The organism is Arthrobacter sp. TJ-265, assembly GCF_058269135.1.
Genome location: NZ_JBZCND010000001.1, coordinates 1825531 through 1845881, shown reverse-complemented (window position 1 = coordinate 1845881; position 20351 = coordinate 1825531). Strand labels below are relative to the sequence as shown.

Annotated in this window: 17 protein-coding genes and 1 rRNA gene; 12 read left to right on the top strand and 6 right to left on the bottom strand. The window is 71.5% G+C overall.

Going from position 1 to position 20351, the window contains the following annotated elements; translation table 11 throughout:
• The first annotated feature begins 269 nt into the window (after positions 1-269).
• The 11 genes from rrf to AC4D2E_RS08660 all read left to right on the top strand — a co-directional run bounded on the left by rrf (position 270) and on the right by AC4D2E_RS08660 (position 11415).
• Positions 270-386, top strand: a 5S ribosomal RNA gene (rrf, locus tag AC4D2E_RS08710).
• 686 nt (positions 387-1072) lie between these two features.
• Positions 1073-2698: a hypothetical protein gene (locus tag AC4D2E_RS08705; protein WP_490952300.1), complete on the top strand. Its 1626-nt coding sequence runs from the start codon at positions 1073-1075 to the stop codon at positions 2696-2698.
• The gene (locus AC4D2E_RS08700) at positions 2691-3680 is read left to right on the top strand and encodes an HAD-IIA family hydrolase (RefSeq protein WP_490952299.1); all 990 of its coding nucleotides are present in this window, start codon (positions 2691-2693) and stop codon (positions 3678-3680) included. The genes AC4D2E_RS08705 and AC4D2E_RS08700 overlap by 8 nt, the downstream gene beginning before the upstream one ends.
• A gap of 105 nt (positions 3681-3785) precedes the next feature.
• A complete protein-coding gene (locus AC4D2E_RS08695; protein WP_490952298.1) occupies positions 3786-4001 on the top strand; it encodes a hypothetical protein in 216 nt (71 codons plus the stop codon).
• On the top strand, positions 3988-4836 hold the full coding sequence (locus tag AC4D2E_RS08690) for a TlyA family RNA methyltransferase (protein ID WP_490952297.1): 849 nt from the start codon (positions 3988-3990) through the stop codon (positions 4834-4836). The genes AC4D2E_RS08695 and AC4D2E_RS08690 overlap by 14 nt, the downstream gene beginning before the upstream one ends.
• Complete coding sequence (locus tag AC4D2E_RS08685; protein ID WP_490909018.1) at positions 4829-5755, top strand: NAD kinase; 927 nt, start codon at positions 4829-4831, stop codon at positions 5753-5755. Before AC4D2E_RS08690 ends, AC4D2E_RS08685 begins: the two co-directional genes overlap by 8 nt.
• Entirely contained in the window at positions 5752-7479 is a 1728-nt protein-coding gene (gene recN, locus AC4D2E_RS08680) for a DNA repair protein RecN (protein WP_104164171.1), read from the top strand. Before AC4D2E_RS08685 ends, recN begins: the two co-directional genes overlap by 4 nt.
• Positions 7476-9176: a CTP synthase gene (gene pyrG, locus AC4D2E_RS08675; RefSeq protein ID WP_490952296.1), complete on the top strand. Its 1701-nt coding sequence runs from the start codon at positions 7476-7478 to the stop codon at positions 9174-9176. The genes recN and pyrG overlap by 4 nt, the downstream gene beginning before the upstream one ends.
• 1 nt (position 9177) lies before the next feature.
• Positions 9178-9864, top strand: a complete 687-nt coding sequence (locus tag AC4D2E_RS08670) for an NUDIX domain-containing protein (RefSeq protein ID WP_490952295.1) — start codon at positions 9178-9180, stop codon at positions 9862-9864.
• A gap of 5 nt (positions 9865-9869) precedes the next feature.
• On the top strand, positions 9870-10832 hold the full coding sequence (gene xerD, locus AC4D2E_RS08665; RefSeq protein WP_490952294.1) for a site-specific tyrosine recombinase XerD: 963 nt from the start codon (positions 9870-9872) through the stop codon (positions 10830-10832).
• Between the two features lie 31 nt (positions 10833-10863).
• Positions 10864-11415 (top strand): 8-oxo-dGTP diphosphatase, encoded by a 552-nt coding sequence (locus AC4D2E_RS08660; protein ID WP_490952293.1) that lies wholly within the window; start codon positions 10864-10866, stop codon positions 11413-11415.
• Between the two features lie 33 nt (positions 11416-11448).
• Here the strand turns inward: AC4D2E_RS08660 and AC4D2E_RS08655 are convergent, their stop codons facing one another.
• Genes AC4D2E_RS08655 through AC4D2E_RS08640 form a run of 4 tightly spaced genes read right to left on the bottom strand, consistent with a single transcriptional unit; the run spans position 11449 to position 15771 of the window.
• Positions 11449-12591 (bottom strand): bifunctional 2-methylcitrate synthase/citrate synthase, encoded by a 1143-nt coding sequence (locus AC4D2E_RS08655; protein WP_490952292.1) that lies wholly within the window; start codon positions 12589-12591, stop codon positions 11449-11451.
• On the bottom strand, positions 12588-13544 hold the full coding sequence (gene prpB / locus AC4D2E_RS08650; protein ID WP_490909023.1) for a methylisocitrate lyase: 957 nt from the start codon (positions 13542-13544) through the stop codon (positions 12588-12590). Before prpB ends, AC4D2E_RS08655 begins: the two co-directional genes overlap by 4 nt.
• A gap of 9 nt (positions 13545-13553) precedes the next feature.
• Positions 13554-15074: an MmgE/PrpD family protein gene (locus AC4D2E_RS08645; RefSeq protein ID WP_490952291.1), complete on the bottom strand. Its 1521-nt coding sequence runs from the start codon at positions 15072-15074 to the stop codon at positions 13554-13556.
• Positions 15037-15771 carry a GntR family transcriptional regulator gene (locus AC4D2E_RS08640; RefSeq protein ID WP_490952290.1) on the bottom strand — a complete coding sequence of 245 codons (735 nt, stop codon included), beginning with the start codon at positions 15769-15771 and terminating at the stop codon, positions 15037-15039. Before AC4D2E_RS08640 ends, AC4D2E_RS08645 begins: the two co-directional genes overlap by 38 nt.
• Positions 15772-15963: 192 nt before the next feature.
• Between AC4D2E_RS08640 and AC4D2E_RS08635 the strand changes: the two genes are divergently transcribed.
• Positions 15964-17907 (top strand): AMP-binding protein, encoded by a 1944-nt coding sequence (locus AC4D2E_RS08635; protein WP_490952289.1) that lies wholly within the window; start codon positions 15964-15966, stop codon positions 17905-17907.
• Between the two features lie 27 nt (positions 17908-17934).
• On the opposite strand, the gene AC4D2E_RS08630 is transcribed toward AC4D2E_RS08635, so the two are convergent.
• Positions 17935-18657, bottom strand: a complete 723-nt coding sequence (locus tag AC4D2E_RS08630; protein ID WP_490909027.1) for a response regulator — start codon at positions 18655-18657, stop codon at positions 17935-17937.
• On the bottom strand, positions 18654-20306 hold the full coding sequence (locus tag AC4D2E_RS08625) for a sensor histidine kinase (protein WP_104164194.1): 1653 nt from the start codon (positions 20304-20306) through the stop codon (positions 18654-18656). Before AC4D2E_RS08625 ends, AC4D2E_RS08630 begins: the two co-directional genes overlap by 4 nt.
• Positions 20307-20351 lie beyond the last annotated feature (45 nt).

The window sequence follows — 20351 nt, the reverse complement described above, 5'->3', positions numbered from 1 at the left end:
CCCACCAGAAGGACCAGGGCTCCCGGGCAACCAGGAAAACCCCGGACCCCCGACGGTGACACGGGGAAAGTGAAGATCACATGCTACGCGTCCACTATGCGGTTCCCAACCAACAACGGAACCACCACAAACACCAGGAATCCCACTCAGGGACCCCTTGGTCACACGATTACATCCAGCACGACGATGTAACCCCACAGATTTACCGGCACCCACCCCCACCCGCCAACGCGGGACAGGACACCACGGGTGCGCCAGGTAGCAAGGGTTACGGCGGTCATAGCGTGGGGGAAACGCCCGGTCCCATTCCGAACCCGGAAGCTAAGACCCACAGCGCCGATGGTACTGCACCCGAGAGAGTGTGGGAGAGTAGGACACCGCCGGACAACCACTCACGAGCAAAGACCCCACCACGGTGGGGTCTTTCCTCGTTAACCACCCACCCACCCACCACGCGGGCCCACCCACAACGGGCCGGCCGGCGGTATGCCCGCCCACGCGACGCCGTGGCGCAGAGGCATGCACCACAAGCGGCCGTCCCGGGCAGCACGATGAAGTAGAGGCGATCGCTTCGTGGTTCCATAGATGGGTAGAACCCACAGCACAATAGAGACCCGCCGGTAGAGATGCCGGAACCTGATGAGAGGACCGCGCTGCCATGGCTGAGCAGGAGCACACTGCCGGACGAGACGGAGATGCCGACCCGTCGGACGGGGCGCCGGAAGGCAACCAGGGAGGGTCCGGTCAGTCCGAACGCCGCCACTCCTGGGGCTCGAAGTCGGCCGGCAAGGACTCTCGCTCGTCGACTCCCCGTACGTCGGCTGACAGTCGCACCGATCGGCCGGCCTGGAAGGGGCAGTCGGACGCGCATGGTGCTGGAAGCCGGGGCGGGCGGCCTGAGCGAGCCGGCCGGGACCGTGCGGATCGGCCACGCGACGAGCGGACGGGTCAGCCCGGGGCCGCTGGCAGCAGGCAGCAGTGGAGTGACCGCAAAGGTCAGGATCCCGATCGGACAGCACCGCGGTCGACAGGTCGTCCGGCACGAGGCTCCGAGGAGGGGAGAGGCGCCGAGTTGCGTGGATCGGCCTCCCGCGGTGGGTCGTCGTCGGGCTCCGCCGCCGACCGGCAGTCGCGTTCCTCCGGCCGCGGCCAGGCTCCGACGCGCCGGTCCGATGAGGGTCGCGACCGGCCGTGGCAGCCGCGGTCCTCGTCCGGTGAGGGCCAGTCCGGGCAGCGGCGTTCACCCGAGCGCGGCAACGCCAACCGGCGACCATCGGATCGCCAGGAGAGAGGTGCCGGCCCCGAGCGCAGGGACAGTGACCGCCATCAGGGCTACGGAGCGGAGGAGTCCGCAGCGCCACGCCCCCACAACGCACGGGACCTCCGGAGTGCCAACAGGCCGGACCGCGAGCGTTCCCCGGAGATCGACGAGGACGTCAAGGGCGACGAGCTCGACCGCGTGACGCGGGCGCAGATCCGCAACCTCGAGGAACGCAGCGCTCTGTGGGTCGCCAAGCACCTCGTGATGGCGGGTCGACTGCTCGACGTCGACCCGGAGCTCGCCTTCCAGCATGCCCTCGCTGCCAGCCGCCGCGGCGGACGACTCGCTGCCGTCCGGGAGGCCGTCGGGCTGACGGCGTACGGTGCGGGACACTACGGTGAAGCCCTCCGTGAGTTCCGGACGTTCCGCAGGATCAGCGGTTCCAATGTCCATCTCCCGGTGATGGCCGACTGTGAACGCGGTCTGGGGCGTCCCGACAGGGCGCTGGACCTCGCCCGCAGCGAGGAGGCCGAATCGCTGGACGCCGCGGGCAAGGCCGAACTCGCCATGGTGGTGTCCGGTGCGCGCACGGACCTGGGCCAGCTGGATGCCGCCGTCGCCGCCCTGGAGATCCCTCAGCTCGACCTGCACCGGGCATTCTCCTTCACACCCCGCCTGTTCCGTGCTTACGCGGCGGCTCTCGACGCGGCCGGACGGTCCGGTGAGTCGGAGAAGTGGCGGCGCCAGGCCCGGGTCGCGGAGAAGGCCCTCGGCCTGGACGACGAGCTCGAGCCCGACATCATCGACCTCGGCGAGGACGACGAACCTGCTCCCGGCCCGGTGCCGAAGGTGGCGGAGGTCCTCGGTGCACCAGCACCAGCGCCCGCAGGCGCCGCGGCCGACAGGCCTGCCGGTGAGGCGTCAGCCGTAAGCGGCGAGTCCGCCGACGAGTCCGCGGAAGCCGCTTCGCTCTTCGACGCGGCGGACGCGACGGACGATGTGTCAAGAGTGGACGCAACGGATGATGCCGATGCCGTCGGGACGGCAGCAGCGGTCGAAGAGCCTGCTGACGGCGAGCGGCCTTCCGCCGCCGTGTCGGAAGGCGCTGACGAGGATACGGACGAGCGCGAGCACGAGGGCGCGCCTGAGCCGGCGGGTGCTTCGACCGAGGCGGATGAGCCGGCAGTGAAGGCCGACCCGGTGCCCGTCGACGCCATCCCGGCCGGTGAGTCGGCTGCTGCGGTGCAGCCGCTCCAGACCGAGATGCTGTTCAGCATGGATGACGCGGGAACCGCTGACCTCGCGCCGTCGGATGCCAGGGATGCCGAAGACACCGAAGATGCCAAGGATGCCGGCTCTGCAGTGGCACCGTCGACGCCGGTCGAGTTCTCAGCGGCGTCCGACGTGACGGGGCCGCAGGACGCCGTCGATGAGTGATCGGTTGATCGACGCCTACGACGGCGTGCTCGCGGACCTCGACGGCGTCGTGTACGCCGGACCTCGGGCCATCCCGGGGGCCACGGCCGCCCTGGAACGGCTCGCGGACGAGGGCAAGAGCCTTGCCTACGTGACGAACAACGCCTCGCGATCCTCCGAGCAGGTGGCCGCACACCTGCGGGAACTCGGAGCGCCGGCCCGTGGCGACCAGGTCTTCGGGTCCGCGCTGGCGGGCGCGGAACTGCTGGCCGGCCTGGTGCCCGCCGGCTCGTCGGTCCTCGTGGTCGGCAGCAGGTCCCTCGCCGACTGCGTCCGGCAGCAGGGGCTCGTCGTCGTCGGATCAGCGGCTGACACCCCGGACGCCGTCATCCAGGGATTCTCGCCGGACCTCGGGTGGAAGGACCTCGCGGAGGCGGCCTACGCCGTCGCCGCGGGCGCGGTGTGGGTCGCGACCAACACCGACCTGTCCATCCCGCAGGAGCGCGGGATCGCCCCCGGCAACGGGACCCTGGTCGCTGCGGTCACCGCCGCGACCGGACGATCACCCTCTGTGGCCGGCAAGCCGGAGGCGGCTCTCTTCCGGACGGCCGCACGCCATTCGGGCGCCGAGCGCGCCCTCGTGGTGGGGGACCGCCTCGACACGGACATCCTGGGCGGCAACCGGGCGGGCATGGCCACGGCCCTCGTCCTCACCGGCGTGGACTCCGTCAGGACAGCCCTGGCGGCACGCGCCGACGAACGCCCGGACTACCTCCTCGGCTCCCTCGCGGAACTGTACGAGGAGTACCCCGCGGTCACCGGCGAGGCCGGCGCATCCACGTGTGGCGACGCGACGGCGCGCGTCTCCGGTTCGACGGTGACCATCACCGGCCGCGAGGACGACGTCGACAGCTGGCGTGCGGCCTGCGCCGCCTGGTGGGCCGCCCACCCTGGAACGACGACGGCGACCGTACCCCACGTGAGCTTCGACGCCGCTGACTAGGCCGGACGCAGCGCGCGCCGGACAGGCAGGCCACACCGCTACACGCAGACCACACCGCTACACGCAGACCACACCGCTACACGCAGGGCACCGGGAGGGGATCAGATGGACGAGGCGCAGGCCGACGCCCCGGAGGGCGGCACGCCGTCGTCCTGGACGGGGGACACCCACGTCGACCGGATCCTCCGACTCCTCGACGGGCTGGAGGACCTCCCGGTCGCGGAGCACGCCGGCGTGTACCTGGACGTCCATGACCGGCTGAGCGGGGAGCTGGACCAGGACCGGACGCCCCGTCAGGCGGGAGCCCATGGCTCGCCTTGACCAGGAACTCGTGGCCCGGGGGCTGGCACGCTCCCGCTCGCACGCGGCCCAGCTGATTGCCGCCGGCAGGGTGCTCAGGGGCGGCGTCGTGGCGAGGAAGCCCTCGATCCCGATCCCGCCCGGGGACGTCCTCTCCGTCGAGGAGCAGGGCGAGGACTACGTGAGCCGTGCAGGGACCAAGCTCGACGGCGCCCTGCGCGCCTTCCCCGGTGTCGACCCGGCGGGTCGGCGCTGCCTCGACGCCGGAGCCTCCACCGGCGGGTTCACGGATGTCCTGCTCCGCCGCGGTGCACGCGAGGTCGCGGCAGTCGACGTGGGTCACGGCCAGCTCGTGCAGCAGCTGCGCGACGACCCGCGGGTGCACGTGTTCGAGGGCATGAACGTCCGGCACCTCGAGCCCGTGGACATCAGCGGGCCGGTCCAGCTGACCGTCGCCGATCTCTCGTTCATCTCCCTCCGGCTCGTGATGGCGGCCCTGGCGGGCGCGACGGTCCCTGGCGGAGATCTGCTCCTGATGGTGAAACCCCAGTTCGAGGTGGGGCGCAGCGGCCTCAACCGCCTCGGCGTCGTCACGTCGCCGGAGGCCCGCCGGCGCGCGGTGGCCGGCGTGCTGCGCAGCGCCCTCGAGTGCGGGCTGGACATCGGCGGCCTCGCGCAGAGCGAATTGCCCGGACAGGATGGCAACCTCGAGTACTTCGTGTGGATAAAGATGCCGAGCCGGGCGATGGTGCCTAGGATCGAGGGGGAGCTCGACCGGTTGACGGAACAGGCGCTCGCCCAGGCAGCACTCTTCCCGCCGCCCCGACCGACCAATCAGACGGAGCTTGATGAGTAGACGAATTCTGGTGCTCGCGCACACAGGCCGCAGGAACGCGATGATCGCGGCGCAGGAAGCGTGCACGCGCCTCCACGACCTCGGGCTCACGCCCGTCATGCGCCAGGAGGAACTCGCCGACCTCCAGGGCGAGTACGGCGCCCTCGCCGCGCCCGCCGAGGAGCTGGCCGACGGCGTCGACTTCGGCGACGTCGAGCTCGTCATGGTCCTCGGCGGCGACGGCACCATCCTGCGCGCCGCGGAGCTGGTGCGGGAGGCCGACATCCCCCTGCTCGGCGTCAACCTCGGGCACGTGGGCTTCCTCGCGGAGAGCGAGCGGGCCGACCTCGCCGAGACGGTGCGCTGGGTCGCGGACCGCAGCTACACCGTCGAGGAGCGGACCACCATCGAGGTCCTCGTCTGGCAGGGCGATACCCTGCTCGGGCAGAGCTGGGCGCTGAACGAGGCCGCCATCGAGAAGGCGAACCGCGAACGCATGATCGAGGTGGTCATGGAGGTCGACGGCCGCCCGGTCAGCTCCTTCGGCTGCGACGGCGTGGTCCTCGCCACCCCCACCGGATCGACCGCGTACGCATTCTCCGCCGGCGGACCCATCGTGTGGCCGGAGGTCGAGGCACTGCTCATGGTGCCCATCAGTGCCCACGCCCTGTTCGCGAAGCCGCTCGTCGTCGCGCCCACCTCCGTGCTCGCCGTCGAACTGCTGACCCGCACCGACGCCGCCGGCGTGCTGTGGTGCGACGGACGGCGGAGCATCGACCTGCCGCCCGGCGCGCGCATCGAGGTGCGGCGCTCCGACAACCCGGTACGCCTCGCCCGCACCCGGCAGACGCCGTTCTCCGAGCGCCTCGTCCGCAAGTTCGAACTGCCCATCCAGGGGTGGCGGGGCCCCCTGCAGCACCAGGACGGACCCACACGATGATCGAGGAAATGCGCATCCGGGACCTCGGCGTCATCACCGACGCCACCCTCCGCCTCGGGCCCGGCCTGACGGTCGTCACCGGCGAGACCGGCGCGGGCAAGACGATGGTCATCACGGCCCTCGGACTGCTCCGCGGTGCCCGGTCCGACGCCGGCGCCGTCCGGCTCGGGGCCGGATCAGCGTCCGCCGAGGCCGTGCTGCGGCTCGAACCGACGAGCTCCCCCGCCCTGCGGGCCGCGGAGGCAGGAGCCGCACTGGAGGAGTACGACGGCATGGCCGAACTGATCCTCGCCCGTACCGTGACCAGTGAGGGTCGCAGCCGGGCGTACGTGGGAGGCCGCGCCGCGCCCGTCGGGGTCCTCGCCGAACTGGGCGACGAACTCGTCGTCGTGCACGGGCAATCGGACCAGTTGCGGCTGAAGGGCGCAGCCGCGCAGCGGCAGGCGCTCGACAAGTTCGGCGGCAGGCCCGTCGACGAGGCGCTCCGCGCCTACGGTGAGGCGTTCCGCCAGTGGCGCGACGCCCTCACCGAGCGTGACCGGTTGAGGAGCGAGGCTCGGGAACGCCTGCGGGAGGCCGAGGGCCTCGAGGCGGCGCTGACGGAGATCGGCGACCTCGACCCGCAGCCGGGAGAGGACGCCGCCCTGAAGGCCGAGTCGATGCGCCTCGGCAACCTCGAGGAGCTCCGCACCGCGGCGCTCGTGGCCCATCAAGCCCTCGTGTCCGAGGAGATCGGGGCCAGCGCGGACGCGGTCTCCCTGGTCGACGAGGCGAAACGCCAGCTCGAGGCCGTCGCGGAGCACGACGCCGACCTGGGCAGGCTCGCCGAGCGGCTCGCCGAGGTGGGTTACCTCCTGGCGGACATCTCCGCGGAACTGGCCGGCTACGGGACGGCGCTCGACAGCGAGGGCGCCGGCCGGCTCGAGGAGGTCGAGTCGCGGAGGGCAGCACTCTCCGTCCTCGTCCGGAAGTACGCCCCCACCATCGACGAGGTGCTGGCGTGGCAGGAGGACGCCGTCAAGCGGCTGCTCGAACTCAGCGGCGACTCCTCCCGCGTGGAGGAACTCGACGACGTCATCGCCGACCTCGACCGGCAGGTGCACGGGCTCGCCGACACCCTGTCCTCCCTCCGCCGCGCGGCGGCGGAGAGCCTGGCGCGGAAGGTGAGCGACGAGCTGACGGCGCTGGCCATGCCGGACGCCGAACTGCTCATCGAGGTCACGCCGGGCGAGTCGCTCTCCGTCCACGGTGCGGACGACATCTCCTTCAACCTGCAGCCGCATCCCGGCTCCGCGCCGCGTGCCCTGGGCAAGGGGGCGTCGGGCGGAGAACTCTCCCGTGTCATGCTCGCGATCGAAGTGGTCCTCGCCGCCGTCGATCCGGTGCCCACCTTCGTGTTCGACGAGGTGGACGCAGGCGTCGGAGGCAAGGCCGCCGTCGAGATCGGTCGGCGGCTGGCCATGCTGGCCGAGCACGTACAGGTCATCGTGGTGACCCACCTGCCGCAGGTCGCCGCGTTCGCCGCCCGGCACATCCGGGTCACCAAGAACGTCTCCCGGGACGGGGAGGGCGGGGGAGTGACGGCCAGCGACGTCGAGGTGCTGTCCGACGACGAGCGCGTCCGCGAGCTCGCGAGGATGCTCGCCGGCCAGGAGGACTCGGCCTCGGCGCGCGCCCACGCGGAGGAACTGCTCGCTGATGCTGCCCGGACCGCCGCTCGGTGATAGTCTCGAATTCCGTGGCGCAGCAACTAAACTCCCGGTTCCTTAAATCCGCAACGACCAAGCACATCTTCGTGACTGGCGGCGTGGCCTCCTCACTCGGCAAGGGACTGACGGCCTCCAGCCTGGGTCACCTCCTGAGGGCGCGTGGCCTCTCCGTGACGATGCAGAAGCTTGATCCCTACCTCAACGTCGACCCCGGCACGATGAACCCCTTCCAGCACGGTGAAGTCTTCGTGACGGACGACGGCGCAGAGACCGACCTCGACATCGGGCACTACGAGCGGTTCCTCGACGAGAACCTCGACGGGTCGGCGAACGTGACGACCGGCCAGGTGTACTCGACGGTCATCGCGAAGGAACGCCGCGGCGAGTACCTCGGCGACACCGTGCAGGTCATCCCGCACATCACGGACGAGATCAAGCGCCGCATGCGCCTGCCGGCGGAGCACACTCCGGGCAAGAAGGCACCGGACGTCATCATCACCGAGATCGGCGGGACGGTGGGCGACATCGAGTCGCAGCCCTTCCTCGAATCGGCCCGCCAGGTCCGCCAGGACATCGGCCGGAACAACGTCTTCTTCCTGCACGTCTCCCTGGTCCCGTACATCGGACCCTCGCAGGAGCTCAAGACCAAGCCCACCCAGCACTCCGTGGCGATGCTGCGCTCCATCGGCATCCAGCCCGACGCCATCGTGATCCGCTCGGACCGCGAGGTGCCCATGGCGATGCGGGAGAAGATCGGCCGCATGTGCGACGTCGACATCGACGCGGTCGTCAACGCGGCCGACGCCCCGAGCATCTACGACATCCCGAAGACGCTCCACGCCCAGGGCCTCGACGCGTACATCGTCCAGGCGCTCGACCTGAAGTTCAAGGACGTCAACTGGACGCGGTGGAACAAGCTCCTCGACGTCGTCCACAACCCGAAGCACCACGTCGAGGTGGCGCTCGTCGGCAAGTACATCGACCTGCCCGACGCGTACCTCTCCGTCACCGAGGCGCTGCGCGCCGGCGGGTTCGCGAACAAGACGAAGGTCACCATCAAGTGGGTCCCCTCGGACGAGTGCCAGACCCCCGAGGGGGCCAAGCAGGCCCTCGACGGCGTCGACGCCATCTGCATCCCGGGCGGCTTCGGCATCCGCGGCCTGGAGGGCAAGCTCGGCGCGCTGACCTACGCCCGGGAGAACAGGATCCCCACCCTGGGCCTCTGCCTCGGACTGCAGTGCATGGTCATCGAATACGCCCGGAACGTCGTCGGCCTCGAGGGCGCGTCGTCGAGCGAGTTCGAGCCCGACACGGAGTACCCGGTCATCGCGACCATGGCCGAGCAGCTCCACATCGTCAGCGGTGAGGGTGACATGGGCGGCACCATGCGCCTGGGCCGCTGGGAGGCCAAGCTCCAGGAAGGCTCCGTGGTCGCCGGGACCTACGGCAAGACGACGGTGTTCGAACGCCACCGCCACCGGTACGAGGTGAACAACGAGTACCGCGAGCAGATCGCCGACGCCGGCCTCGTGTTCTCCGGCACGACGACGGACGGCAAGCTGGTGGAGTTCGCGGAGCTGCCGAAGGACGTGCACCCGTACTACGTCTCGACGCAGGCCCACCCCGAACTGGGCTCGCGCCCCACGCGGCCGCACCCGCTGTTCGCCGGCCTGGTCAAGGCCGCCCTCGAACGCCGCGGCGCGAAGGTCTGACGTGCAGCCCTCGGGGAGCATCGACGCCGGCTTCGGCGACGAGCAGAGCCCGCGCCGGCTCCTCGGGACCACCACGGTCTACGAGGGGCGGGTGTGGGACGTCGTCAGCGAGCAGTTCACGCTGACCGGCGACGGTGAGACCATCACCCGGGACTTCATCCAGCACCCGGGTGCCGTCGCCGTGCTGGTGCTGAACGACGACGGCCAGGTCCTCCTGCTGCGCCAGTACCGGCACCCGGTGCGCATGGCGCTGTGGGAGATCCCCGCCGGCCTGCTCGACGAGGAGGGCGAGGACTTCGTCGACGCCGCGGCCCGCGAGCTCGCGGAGGAAGCCGATCTCACCGCAGGGCGATGGAACGTCCTCGTGGACCTGTTCCTCTCGCCGGGGTCCTCCTCGGAGGCGCTGCGCGTCTATCTGGCGCGCGACGTCGGGGATGTCCCCGAGGCGGACCGGCACACGCGCACCCATGAGGAAGCCGAGATCGAGCTGAAATGGGTGGACCTCGACGCCGCCGTGGACGCCGTCCTCGAGGGGCGCATCCACAGCCCGTCCGCGGCCGCGGCGATCCTCGCGGCCCGGGTGGCACGCGAGGACGGCTTCGCCGGTCTCCGCCCCGCGTCGGCCCCCTGGCCCGAGCACCCCAGCCAGCACTCCGCCTGGCCGCGCGGTGCAGTACTCGGGGACTGACGATCATGCCGGGAACGGCACCCGCGGGCGACGACGGACCGCTGACCGTGCTCGTCCGCGACTATCTGCAGCACATGTCCGTGGAGCGGGGCCTGTCAGCCAACACGCTCGCGGCCTACCGGCGCGACCTGCGGCGGTACGAGGCGTTCCTCGGCGCCCGGGGCGTGGAGGATGCCGCCCGCATCACGCGCCATGACGTCTCCGCCTTCGCCCAGGCCGTCGTCTCGGGGGAGGACGGCCTGTCGCCCCTGAGCCCGCGGTCCGCCGCGCGGACCGTCGTCGCAGTCCGGGGCCTGCACCGGTTCTGGGCCCTGGAGGGCATCACCGCGGGGGACCCGGCCCGCGACGTGCACCCGCCCCTGGCGGGGCGCCGCCTGCCGAAGGCGATCCCCGTCCCGGAGGTGGTGCGCATCCTCGAGGCCGTCGACACGGGCTCGCCCTCGGGCCAGCGCGACCGCGCCCTGCTCGAGTTCCTGTACTCGACGGGGGCCAGGATCAGCGAGGCGGTGGGGCTGGACGTCGACGACATCTCCGTGACCGACGCCGCGGAGGGCCCCGCCGTCGTCCGGCTCACCGGCAAGGGGTCGAAGGAGCGCCTCGTCCCCGTCGGGTCCTACGCCGCCCGGGCCGTCGAGGCGTACCTCGTGCAGGGCCGCCCGGGTCTGGCCTCGAAGGGCACGGGCAGTCCTGCCCTGTTCCTCAACATGCGGGGAGGGCGCCTCAGCCGCCAGAGCGCGTGGACCATCCTGAAGACCGCGACAGAACGGGCCGGGGTCACGCGCGAGGTGTCGCCCCACACCCTCCGGCACTCCTTCGCCACCCACCTGCTCGAGGGCGGGGCGGACGTGCGCGTGGTGCAGGAACTCCTCGGCCACGCCTCGGTCACCACCACGCAGGTCTACACGCTGGTCACCGCCGACACGCTGCGGGAAGTGTACGCGGCGGCCCATCCGCGGGCCCTTGCCTGACACGGGAGCGCCGGGGCGGGACGCGGATCCCGTGCCATCCGGCGAGTGGGTGCGCATCGACGGCGTCGACTACCGGCGTGTGGTCCTGTGCTTCCTCTTCCGGGACGGTGACGGTGACAGGGTCGGTGACGGTGACCAGGGCGGTGACGGTCGCGGCGGCAGGCAGGTACTGCTCGGTCTCAAGCGCACCGGGTTCGGTACCGGCCGGGTCGTGGCCCTCGGCGGGAAGATCGACGGTCGGGAGACCGCCCGCGAGGCGGCGGTGCGCGAGGTCGCGGAGGAGAGCGGCATCGACCTCGTGCCGGCGGACGTGCATGCGGCCGGGGAGATCACCTGGCACTTCCCCGCACAGCCCGCCTGGAACATGGCGGCGTCGCTGTTCACGGCAGAGGCCGGGGACGCCGCAGCCGAAGCCTGCGAGGAGATCGAACCGCGCTGGTACGGCGTCGACGCCATCCCCTGGCAGGACATGTGGCAGGACGCCCCGCACTGGATCCCGGCGCTCCTCGCAGGACGGCCGGTCCGTGCCCGGTTCGTCATGGCCACCGACAACGAGAGCGTCGCCGGCGTCGTCGTCGACTGAGCACGACGACTGAGCACGACGACGCCGACGGGCTCAGCCCCCGACGTGCCGCTCGTCCGGCCCGTTGTAGAGGCTCAGCGGGCGGATGAGCGAGTTGGCGGCCGTCTGCTCCATGATGTGCGCGGTCCAGCCGGTGATCCGCGCCGCGATGAAGAGCGGTGTGAACATCTCCGTGTCGAACCCCATGAGGTGGTAGGTGGGCCCGGCGGGGTAGTCGAGGTTCGGCTTGATGCCCTTGGCCTTGTCCATCGCCGTCTCGAGGCCGGAGTACAGCCCCAGGATCTCGCTGCGGCCGTAGTGTCGAACCATGGCGTCGAGCGCGGACTTCATGGTGGGGACGCGGGAGTCGCCGTTCTTGTAGACGCGGTGGCCGAACCCCATGACCTTCTTCTTCGCGGCCAGCGCCTCCTCCATCCACGCCTTCGCGCGGGCCGCGGCCTCCTCGGTCGACTCGTCCTCGCGGATGCCGATCTCCTCGAAGGTGTGCATGACGGCCTCGTTCGCCCCGCCGTGCAGTGCTCCCTTGAGGGCGCCGATCGCGCCGGTCACGGCCGAATGCAGGTCGGAGAGGGTGGAGGTGATGACCCTCGCGGTGAAGGTCGACGCGTTGAAGGAATGCTCCGCGTACAGGACCATCGAGACGTCGAACGCGTGCACCACCTCGGCGGGGGCCTCCTCCCCGAAGGTCATCCACAGGAAGTTCGCCGAGTAGCCGAGATCGTCCCGGGGCTCCACGCGGGCCTGCCCGCGGCGGCGGCGCTGATCGTACGCGACGACGGCGGGGAACACCGCGAACAGCGTGGCGGCCTTCTCCATGTTCGCCTCGACCGAGGTGTCGTTCGCCAGCGGGTGGCAGGCGCCCAGCACGGAGACCGCCGTCCGCGCCACGTCCATGGGGTGGGCCGTCAGCGGCAGCAGGTCGATCGCCGCGACCACCTGCTCCGGGAGGGCCCGGTGCGCGCGCTCGAAGGCGTCGAACCGCGCCCGCTCCCCGGGGTCCGGCAGTTCGCCGTTCCACAGCAGGTAGGCGACGTCCTCGACGTCGCGGTGCCCGGCGAGCTCCTGCACGGGGTATCCCCGGTACAGGAGCGAATTGGTGTCCGGATTGACCTTCGAGATCGCGGTGTAGTCCACCACGACTCCCGCGAGCCCCTTGTGGATCTGTGGTTCTGTCACGCCTGGTCCTCCTGTGCAGTCGGTCGTGCGGATCCGGGGCTTCCCGACGGGCGTCCGTCGGGAATCTCGAAGTCGAAGACGGAGGAGTCGAAGCGGTTGTAGCCCTCGTAGTCCACCAGCTCGTAGAGCCGGCTCCGCGTCTGCATGCCGGCCACGGCCGGCTCCTGCGTCCCCTGCGTCCTGATCGAGTCCAGCGTACGCTCGGCGGCGCCCATCGCACTGCGCAGCAGCGTGACGGGATAGATCACCATGGTGACGCCCACCTCCTGCAGCTGTTCGACGGTGAAGAGGTCGCTCTTGCCGAACTCGGTCATGTTGGCCAGGATCGGCACGTCCACGGCGTCACGGATGGCGCGGAACTCCTCGAGGCTCCGCAGGGCCTCGGGGAAGATGGCGTCGGCCCCGGCTTCGACGAGAGCCCGCGACCGCTCGCAGGCGGCCTCCAGTGTGTCCGTGCCGCGGATGTCCGTGCGCGCCATGATGAGGAAGTTCGGGTCCCGGCGGGCGTCGGCGGCGGCACGGATGCGCTTCACGGCCGTGTCGAGGTCGACGACGTTCTTCCCGTCGAGGTGGCCGCAGCGCTTCGGGTTGAACTGGTCCTCGATGTGGCAGCCCGCGAGGCCCGCGTTCTCGAGCTCCTGCACGCTGCGGGCCACGTTCATCGGCTCGCCGAACCCGGTATCGGCGTCGACGATGCACGGCAGGTCGGTCATGCGCGCGATCTGCCCGGCGCGCTGCGCGACCTCCGTCAGCGTCGTGAGGCCGATGTCCGGCAGGCCGAGATCGGCGGCGATGACCGCCCCGGAGATGTAGACGCCGTCGAAGCCCTTGTCGGCGATCAGGCGGGCCGAGAGCGGGTTGAAGGCGCCCGGGAACTGCTGGACGCGCCCGGAGGCGAGCCCGTCCCTGAGGGCTCTGCGCTTCTGGTCGGGGGTGACGCTCGAGTACAGCACGGCGGCCTCCTAGAGGAGTCCCTGCGGCGCGGCGGCCGCATCGACGACGCCCGGGCGCGCCAGGATGTTCAGTTGCCCCAGCGACCCGGCCGGCAGGTCCGGCAGCTGCTCGACGGCGGCGAGGAAGCGGTCCAGCTCGGCGTCGTCGACGACGCCCGTGGCGAGCATGCGCAGCTTCGCGATGTAGTCGGCACGGGCGAAGGGACGGGCGCCGAGGGGGTGTGCGTCCGCGACGGCGATCTCGTCGGTGATGACGGTGCCGTCCGTGAGCGTGATCTCGACCCGCCCGCCGAAGGCCTTCTCCGCGATGTCCAGGGAGTGGTAGCGGCGGGTCCACTCGGGGTCCTCGAGCGTGGTGACCTTGTGCCAGAGCGCCACCGTGTCCGGCCGTGCGGCCCGCTCGGGGGCGTAGGAGTCCTCGTGGTGCCAGCGACCGTCCTGCAGCGCGACGGTGAAGATGTAGGGGATCGAGTGGTCGAGCGTCTCCCGGGAGGCCGAGGGGTCGTACTTCTGCGGATCGTTGGCGCCGGAGCCGATCACGTAGTGGGTGTGGTGGGAGGTGTGGATGACGACCGAGGCGACGTTCGCCGGGTCCGTGGCCTCGGGGTGCGCGCCGTGGAGACGCCGGGCGAGGTCGATCCAGGCCTGCGCCTGGTACTCGGCGGAGTGCTCCTTGGTGTAGGTGTCGAGGATGGCGCGCTTCGGCTCGCCCTGCGCCGGCAGGGGCACCTCGTAGGCGGCCTGGGGGCCGTCGAGGAGCCAGGCGATCACACCGTCCTCGCCCTCGTAGATGGGCGTGGGGGAGGTCTGGCCGCGCAGGGCGCGGTCGATGGCCTCGACGGCCATCTTCCCGGCGAACGCCGGGGCGTGTGCCTTCCACGTGGAGATCTCGCCCTTGCGGGACTGGCGGGTCGCCGTCGTCGTGTGCAGGGCCTGTCCGACGGCGTGGAAGATGACGTCGGCGTCCAGGCCGAGCAGCGTGCCGATGCCCGCTGCGGCGGACGGGCCGAGATGTGCGACGTGGTCGATCTTGTGCTCGTGCAGGCAGATGGCCTTCACGAGGTCCACCTGGATCTCGTAGCCCGTGGCGATCGCCCGGACCAGGTCCCGGCCCGAGGCGCCGGTGTGCTGCGCCGCGGCGAGGATGGGCGGGATGTTGTCCCCCGGGTGCGAGTAGTCCGCCGCGAGGAACGTGTCGTGGTAGTCGAGCTCACGGACGGCGACGCCGTTGGCCCAGGCGGCCCACTCCGCGGAGACGGGGGAGTCGACGCCGAAGACGGCGGCGCCCGAGCCGTGCACGGAGACCGGGTGGCTCAGCGCCTGGGCGCGGGCTGCGACGACGGGCGCGCGGTTGAGCGACGCGAGGGCCACGGAGGCGTTGTCGATGATCCGGTTGATCACCATGTCGGCGACCTCCGCCGTGACCTCGACGGGATCCGTGGCGACCTCGGCGATCTTCCAGGCGAGCTGGCCCTCCCGGGGGAGGTTCTCCTCACTGCGGTGGACGCGGATGGGGTGGAGTTCGACCATGGTGTTCCTCTCGGTGCTGCGGGGCTGGTTCGGGGTTCGGTCCAGGAGTGGTCCGGGGGGTGTCCGGGTGCGGGGCGAGCAGGTGGTCGAGGCTCGTGTGGAGGTGCACGCGCATCGAGGCCTCGGCGAGATCGGCGTTGCCGGTGCTCAGGGCGAGGGCGATCTGCTCGTGCTCGCGGGCGGAGGCCAGGAGGCGGGCCGGATGGTCCCGGGCCAGCCGCCGGACCCGCGCCAGATGGGTGCGGATCGGTTTCTGGGCCTGCAGCAGGTAGCGGTTCCCGGCCGCGTCGTCGATCTGCTGGTCCAGCCGCGCCACGAGGGCGTAGTAGGCGTCCTGGCCGCCGTCGTCGTCCCCGATGAGCCGACCGGCCCGGGCGAACTCCCCGGCGAGCGCCGCGAAGACGGTGCGGTCGCCGCGCACGGCGGCGAGCCGGACGGCGGCGCATTCGAGGGGTACACGGACGTCGAAGAGATCGGCGACCGCAGCCAGGGAGATCGTGGAGACGACGACGCCGCGCCCGGCGTGCGGGCTGGCGAGGCCTTCGGCGACGAGCCGTGAGAGCGCTTCGCGCAGGGGGGTCCGCGAGACGCCGAGCCGTGCCGACTGCTCGACCTCGGCGAGCACGTCCCCCGGGGCCAGCCGCCATTCGACGATGTCCGAGCGCAGGAGCGTGTAGGCGCGATCGCTGGCCCGCATCCCGTCTCCTCCCCGCTCGTCCTGGTGGTGCCGGTCCGGCCGCTGTCACGGCGCACTACCGACTCCAATGTATGCAGAAGTGCCCACTAGTACAAGAATGTACGGCGTTCATCCGGAAGGAATCACGTCTGTGTATACAGAAGGGGATGGTGAATACTGGTCCTCACCATCCACGCGCGACGAGGGGCGATCATGGCTGCTGAACACGATGCCGGACCCGGGGCTCTGCCCGGCCAGGACTACCGACGCCTGCACGCGGAGAGCCTCGCGGACCCGGAACGGTTCTGGCTCGCGGCCGCGCGTGCGATCGACTGGATGAGCCCGCCCGCGGCGGCCCTGGACAGCGCGGACGCCCCGCTGCACCGCTGGTTCCCCGGGGCGTCCCTCAACACCAGCTACAACGCGCTCGACCGCCACGTCGAGGCCGGCCGGGGGGACCAGGCGGCCCTCGTCCACGACTCCGCGATGCTCGGGACGGTCCGCACCCTCACGTACGCCGAGCTCCGCGACGAGGTCGCCGTCTTCGCCGGCGTCCTTGCACGCCTCGGCGTCGGCAAGGGCGACCGGGTGCTCGTCTACCTGCCGATGATCCCCGAGGCCGCCGTCGCCATGCTCGCCTGCGCGCGGATCGGCGCCGTCCACTCCGTGGTCTTCGGAGGCTTCGCCGCCGTCGAACTGGCGGCCCGCATCAGGGACGCGAGGCCGGCCGCGATCGTGACGGCGGACGGCGGCATCGAACCTGCCCGCCGCGTCGAGTACCTCCCCGCGGTCCAGGAGGCGCTCGCGCTCGCCGACAGCGTCGGGACGCCCGTCGTCGTCAGGGCACGGGACGGGTTCAGCCACGGTGTCGCCGAGTACCGGGAACCCGGGGCGCGGTGGCTGGACTGGGACGAGGCGGTGTCCGACGCCGAGGCCGTCCCGCCCGTGGAGGTCGCCGCGACCGACCCGCTCTACATCCTCTACACCTCCGGCACCACGGGCTCCCCCAAGGGCGTGGTGCGCGACAACGGCGGGCACGCCGTCGCGCTCACGTGGTCCATGCGGGCGATCTTCGGCGTGGGGCCGGGAGACACCATGCTGACGGCGTCCGACGTCGGCTGGGTGGTGGGTCACTCCTACATCGTCTACGGGCCGCTCCTGGCCGGCGCCACGACGGTCCTGTACGAGGGGAAGCCCGTGGGCACCCCCGACGCCGGGGTCTTCGGCCGGCTCGTCGAACAGCACCGCGTCACGGCGCTGTTCACCGCGCCCACCGCACTGCGATCCATCCGTCGGGCGGACCCGACCGGTGCGGCCGTCCGGTCCCACGACCTCTCCTCGCTGGAGACGCTCTTCTCGGCCGGCGAGCGGCTCGACACGGGGACCTCGGAGTGGATCGGGGAGGTCCTGGGGGTGCCCGTCGTCGACAACTGGTGGCAGACGGAGACCGGGTGGCCCATCTGCGGGAACCCGCGCGGACTGGGCGGGGTGCCGCTGAAGGCGGGGTCGCCGTCCCTGCCCTCACCCGGGTTCGACGTCGTGATCCTCGACCCCGGCGGGCTCCCGGTCCCGGCCGGGACCGAGGGGAGCATCGCCCTGCGCCTCCCGCTCCCGCCCGGCACCCTGACCACCCTGTGGGGGAGTGACGACCGCTATCGGGACGCCTACCTCAGCGACTTCGAGGGCTTCTACACGAGCGGCGACTCCGGGTACCTGGACGAGGACGGCTACCTGTTCGTCATGGGCCGCACCGACGACGTCATCAATGTCGCCGGCCACCGGCTCTCGACGGGCGCGATCGAGCAGGTGATCGCCCAGCACCCCGCGGTCGCCGAGTGCGCCGTGCTCGGGGTGCAGGACCCGGTCAAGGGACAGCGCGCGAGCGGCTACGTGGTCCTCAAGGCGGGCGTCTCCATCGACCCGGCGACGCTCGAGGACGAGCTCGTGGCGATGGTCCGCCGCACGATCGGCCCCGTGGCCGACTTCCGGTCCGCCGTCGTCGTCGAGGCACTGCCGAAGACGCGGTCCGGCAAGATCCTGCGGAAGACGATGCGGCAGATGGCGGCCGGCGGCGCGTACGCCGTCCCCTCCACGATCGAGGACCCCTCGGTGCTCGACGCACTGGAGCCGCTGCTGCGCCCGTCGCCGGCCGGGTGAGCCGCCGAGGACCGTCGGGGACAGTCGCTACCGTTCCGGCGGGGTCCGTGCCCAGGTGTACTCGAACTCGGGGCGGCCCCGGGTGCCGTAGCGCGGTGTCCTGAGGACCGACCTCTGGTCGGCGAGGTACTCGAGGTACCGCCGTGCCGTGACCCGGGACATGGACAGGGCCTCCGACACCTCGACCGCGGAGGTGGGCTCGTGCCGTCGCTTCAGGACCCCCGAGACGGCGCGCAGCGTCTCCGCCGAGATGCCCTTGGGGAGGGCCGCCACGGTGGCCGGCCTGAGCGAGGCGAAGGCCTGGTCCACCTCCTCCTGCGTGGTCGCCGAGGCCTGCTCCACGAGATTCCGGCGGAAGTCCCGGTAGGCGTCGAGCTTCTCCCGGAAGGCCGAGAAGGTGAACGGCTTGATGAGGTACTGCACGATGCCGGAGGAGATCGCCGAGCGCACCACCTGCAGGTCCCGCACGGCGGTGATCGCGATGATGTCCACGGGGAGGCCGAGGCCGCGGAGGCGGCGGATGATGTCCAGGCCGTGCGCGTCCGGCAGGTTCATGTCGAGCAGGATGAGGTCGACGGCGGCCCCTCCTCGGCCCGGCTCCTCACCCGCCAGCCGGAGGAACGCCGCGAGGTCCGCGCCGCTCCGGGCGACTCCCGCGAGCTCGAACCCCTCGAGCCGCCGGACGTATTCGGCGTGCGCGTCCGCGGCGAGCGGATCGTCCTCCACGACGAGGACGCGGATGGCACTCATACGCCGACCCGGTCGTCGGGAGCCGACGCGACGGGCAGCCGGACGGCGAACCGCGCCCCGCCGTCGTCCGTGTCCGTGACCTCGATGGCTCCCGCGAAGCGCCGGACCGCCTGGCGGACGAGGGCCAGACCGATGCCGCGTCCCGCCGGGGTCCCGCCCTCGGCCGCATGCGGCGGTTTGGTGCTGTACCCGAAGTCGAAGATCCTCGCCTTCTCGGAGTCCGGCAGGCCGTTGCCGTTGTCCTCCACGACGATCTCCAGGACCGGCGCGTCGCCGTCGACCGCGCGCCGCACCGTGAGGCGGACGCGGGGTTCCTCGGACCGCGCGGCCTCGTCGAAGGCGTTGTCGAGGAGGTTCCCGAGGATAGTCACGAGGTCCACGGGATCGAGCAAGCCGGCCTGTGCGGCGGGGTCGATGTCCGAGGTGAGCTCGATCCCGCGCTCGTTGGCCTGGGCGGCCTTGCCGACCAGGAGGGCCGCGACGAACGGCTCGTCGACGGCCTGCACCACTTCGTCCGTGAGCCGCTGCGACTGCTGCAGGTCCCGGGTGGCGAAGTCCACGGCCTCGGCGTCCCTGCCGAGTTCCACCAGCGAGACGATGGTGTGCAGTCGGTTCGCGTGCTCGTGCGTCTGCGAGCGCAGCGCGTCCGTGAGGGTCCGCATGGTCTCGACCTGCCCGGTCAGGGCCTCGATCTCGGTGTGGTCGCGCAGGGTCGTGACGGTGCCCAGGGCCCCCGGGGCCTGGGAGGCGCGGCCCGGGGGAGTGGGCGGGACGGCGGGCTCCTGGTTGACCACCAGGACGCGGGAGTCGGTGAGGTGCACCTCGTCCAGGGCACGCCGGCCCGAGGCGAGCAGCTCGCGCAGCGACGGCGGCACGGCCAGGCGCGACGCCGGGACGGGCTCCTGCGACCCGTCGAGTCCGAGGAGCCGGGCCGCCTGGTCGTTGTAGAGCACCAGGCGCCCCGCCGCGTCGGTCAGGAGCAGCCCTTCCCTCACGGAATGCAGCACCGAGTCGTAGAACACGAACGTGCGGGAGAGCTCGGCCGGTCCCATGCCCAGCGTGACGTCGCGGAGGCGCCGGCTGAGCAGGAACGAGCCGAGGGCTCCCAGCGCCAGCGCGCCCAGGGCGATGCAGGCGACGAGCGGGAGCTGCGCGTTCCGCGCGATGGCGGCCCGGTCCACGGTGATGCCCGAGGCGACCATGGCTCGCACCGTGCCGCCGTCGTCCACGACGGGCACGATCGCACGGATGGACGGGCCGAGGGTCCCGACGTAGGTCTCGGAGTGCGTGGTCCCGGCCAGGGCCTCGGCCACGGACCCCAGGTAGGGCCTGCCGATCTCCTCGGGGTTGCGGTGCGTGAACCGCGTCCGGTCGGTCGCCATGATCGTGACGAAGTCCACGCCCAGGCGGTCCATCACCTCCACTGCGTACGGCTGCAGCGTCACCGTGGGATCCGGGCCCCGGACGGCGTCCAGGACGGCGGGTTCGAGGGCGATGGACGTGGAGACCGCGATCATCCGCTCGGCTGCGGCGTCGTTCACGCCCCGGGCCGCGTCGAGATAGAGGATCACCGACAGGGACGCCGACAGGACCACGATGAAGACGAGCTGGGCCAGGAAGAACTGGCGGGCGAGGCTCCATCGACTCACGCGGCTCCGCGCTCCTTCCGAATGATGCCGGCACCGCCGGGTGGG

What these genes read in the sequence shown, in the direction of transcription:
- AC4D2E_RS08700 (WP_490952299.1), top strand. Translation starts at nt 2,691, where the DNA reads ATGAGTGATCGGTTGATCGACGCCTACGACGGCGTGCTCGCGGACCTC.
- AC4D2E_RS08695 (WP_490952298.1), top strand. Translation starts at nt 3,786, where the DNA reads ATGGACGAGGCGCAGGCCGACGCCCCGGAGGGCGGCACGCCGTCGTCC.
- AC4D2E_RS08690 (WP_490952297.1), top strand. Translation starts at nt 3,988, where the DNA reads ATGGCTCGCCTTGACCAGGAACTCGTGGCCCGGGGGCTGGCACGCTCC.
- AC4D2E_RS08685 (WP_490909018.1), top strand. Translation starts at nt 4,829, where the DNA reads ATGAGTAGACGAATTCTGGTGCTCGCGCACACAGGCCGCAGGAACGCG.
- recN (WP_104164171.1), top strand. Translation starts at nt 5,752, where the DNA reads ATGATCGAGGAAATGCGCATCCGGGACCTCGGCGTCATCACCGACGCC.
- xerD (WP_490952294.1), top strand. Translation starts at nt 9,870, where the DNA reads ATGCCGGGAACGGCACCCGCGGGCGACGACGGACCGCTGACCGTGCTC.
- AC4D2E_RS08645 (WP_490952291.1), bottom strand. Translation starts at nt 15,074, where the DNA reads ATGGTCGAACTCCACCCCATCCGCGTCCACCGCAGTGAGGAGAACCTC.
- AC4D2E_RS08640 (WP_490952290.1), bottom strand. Translation starts at nt 15,771, where the DNA reads ATGCGGGCCAGCGATCGCGCCTACACGCTCCTGCGCTCGGACATCGTC.
- AC4D2E_RS08635 (WP_490952289.1), top strand. Translation starts at nt 15,964, where the DNA reads ATGGCTGCTGAACACGATGCCGGACCCGGGGCTCTGCCCGGCCAGGAC.
- AC4D2E_RS08630 (WP_490909027.1), bottom strand. Translation starts at nt 18,657, where the DNA reads ATGAGTGCCATCCGCGTCCTCGTCGTGGAGGACGATCCGCTCGCCGCG.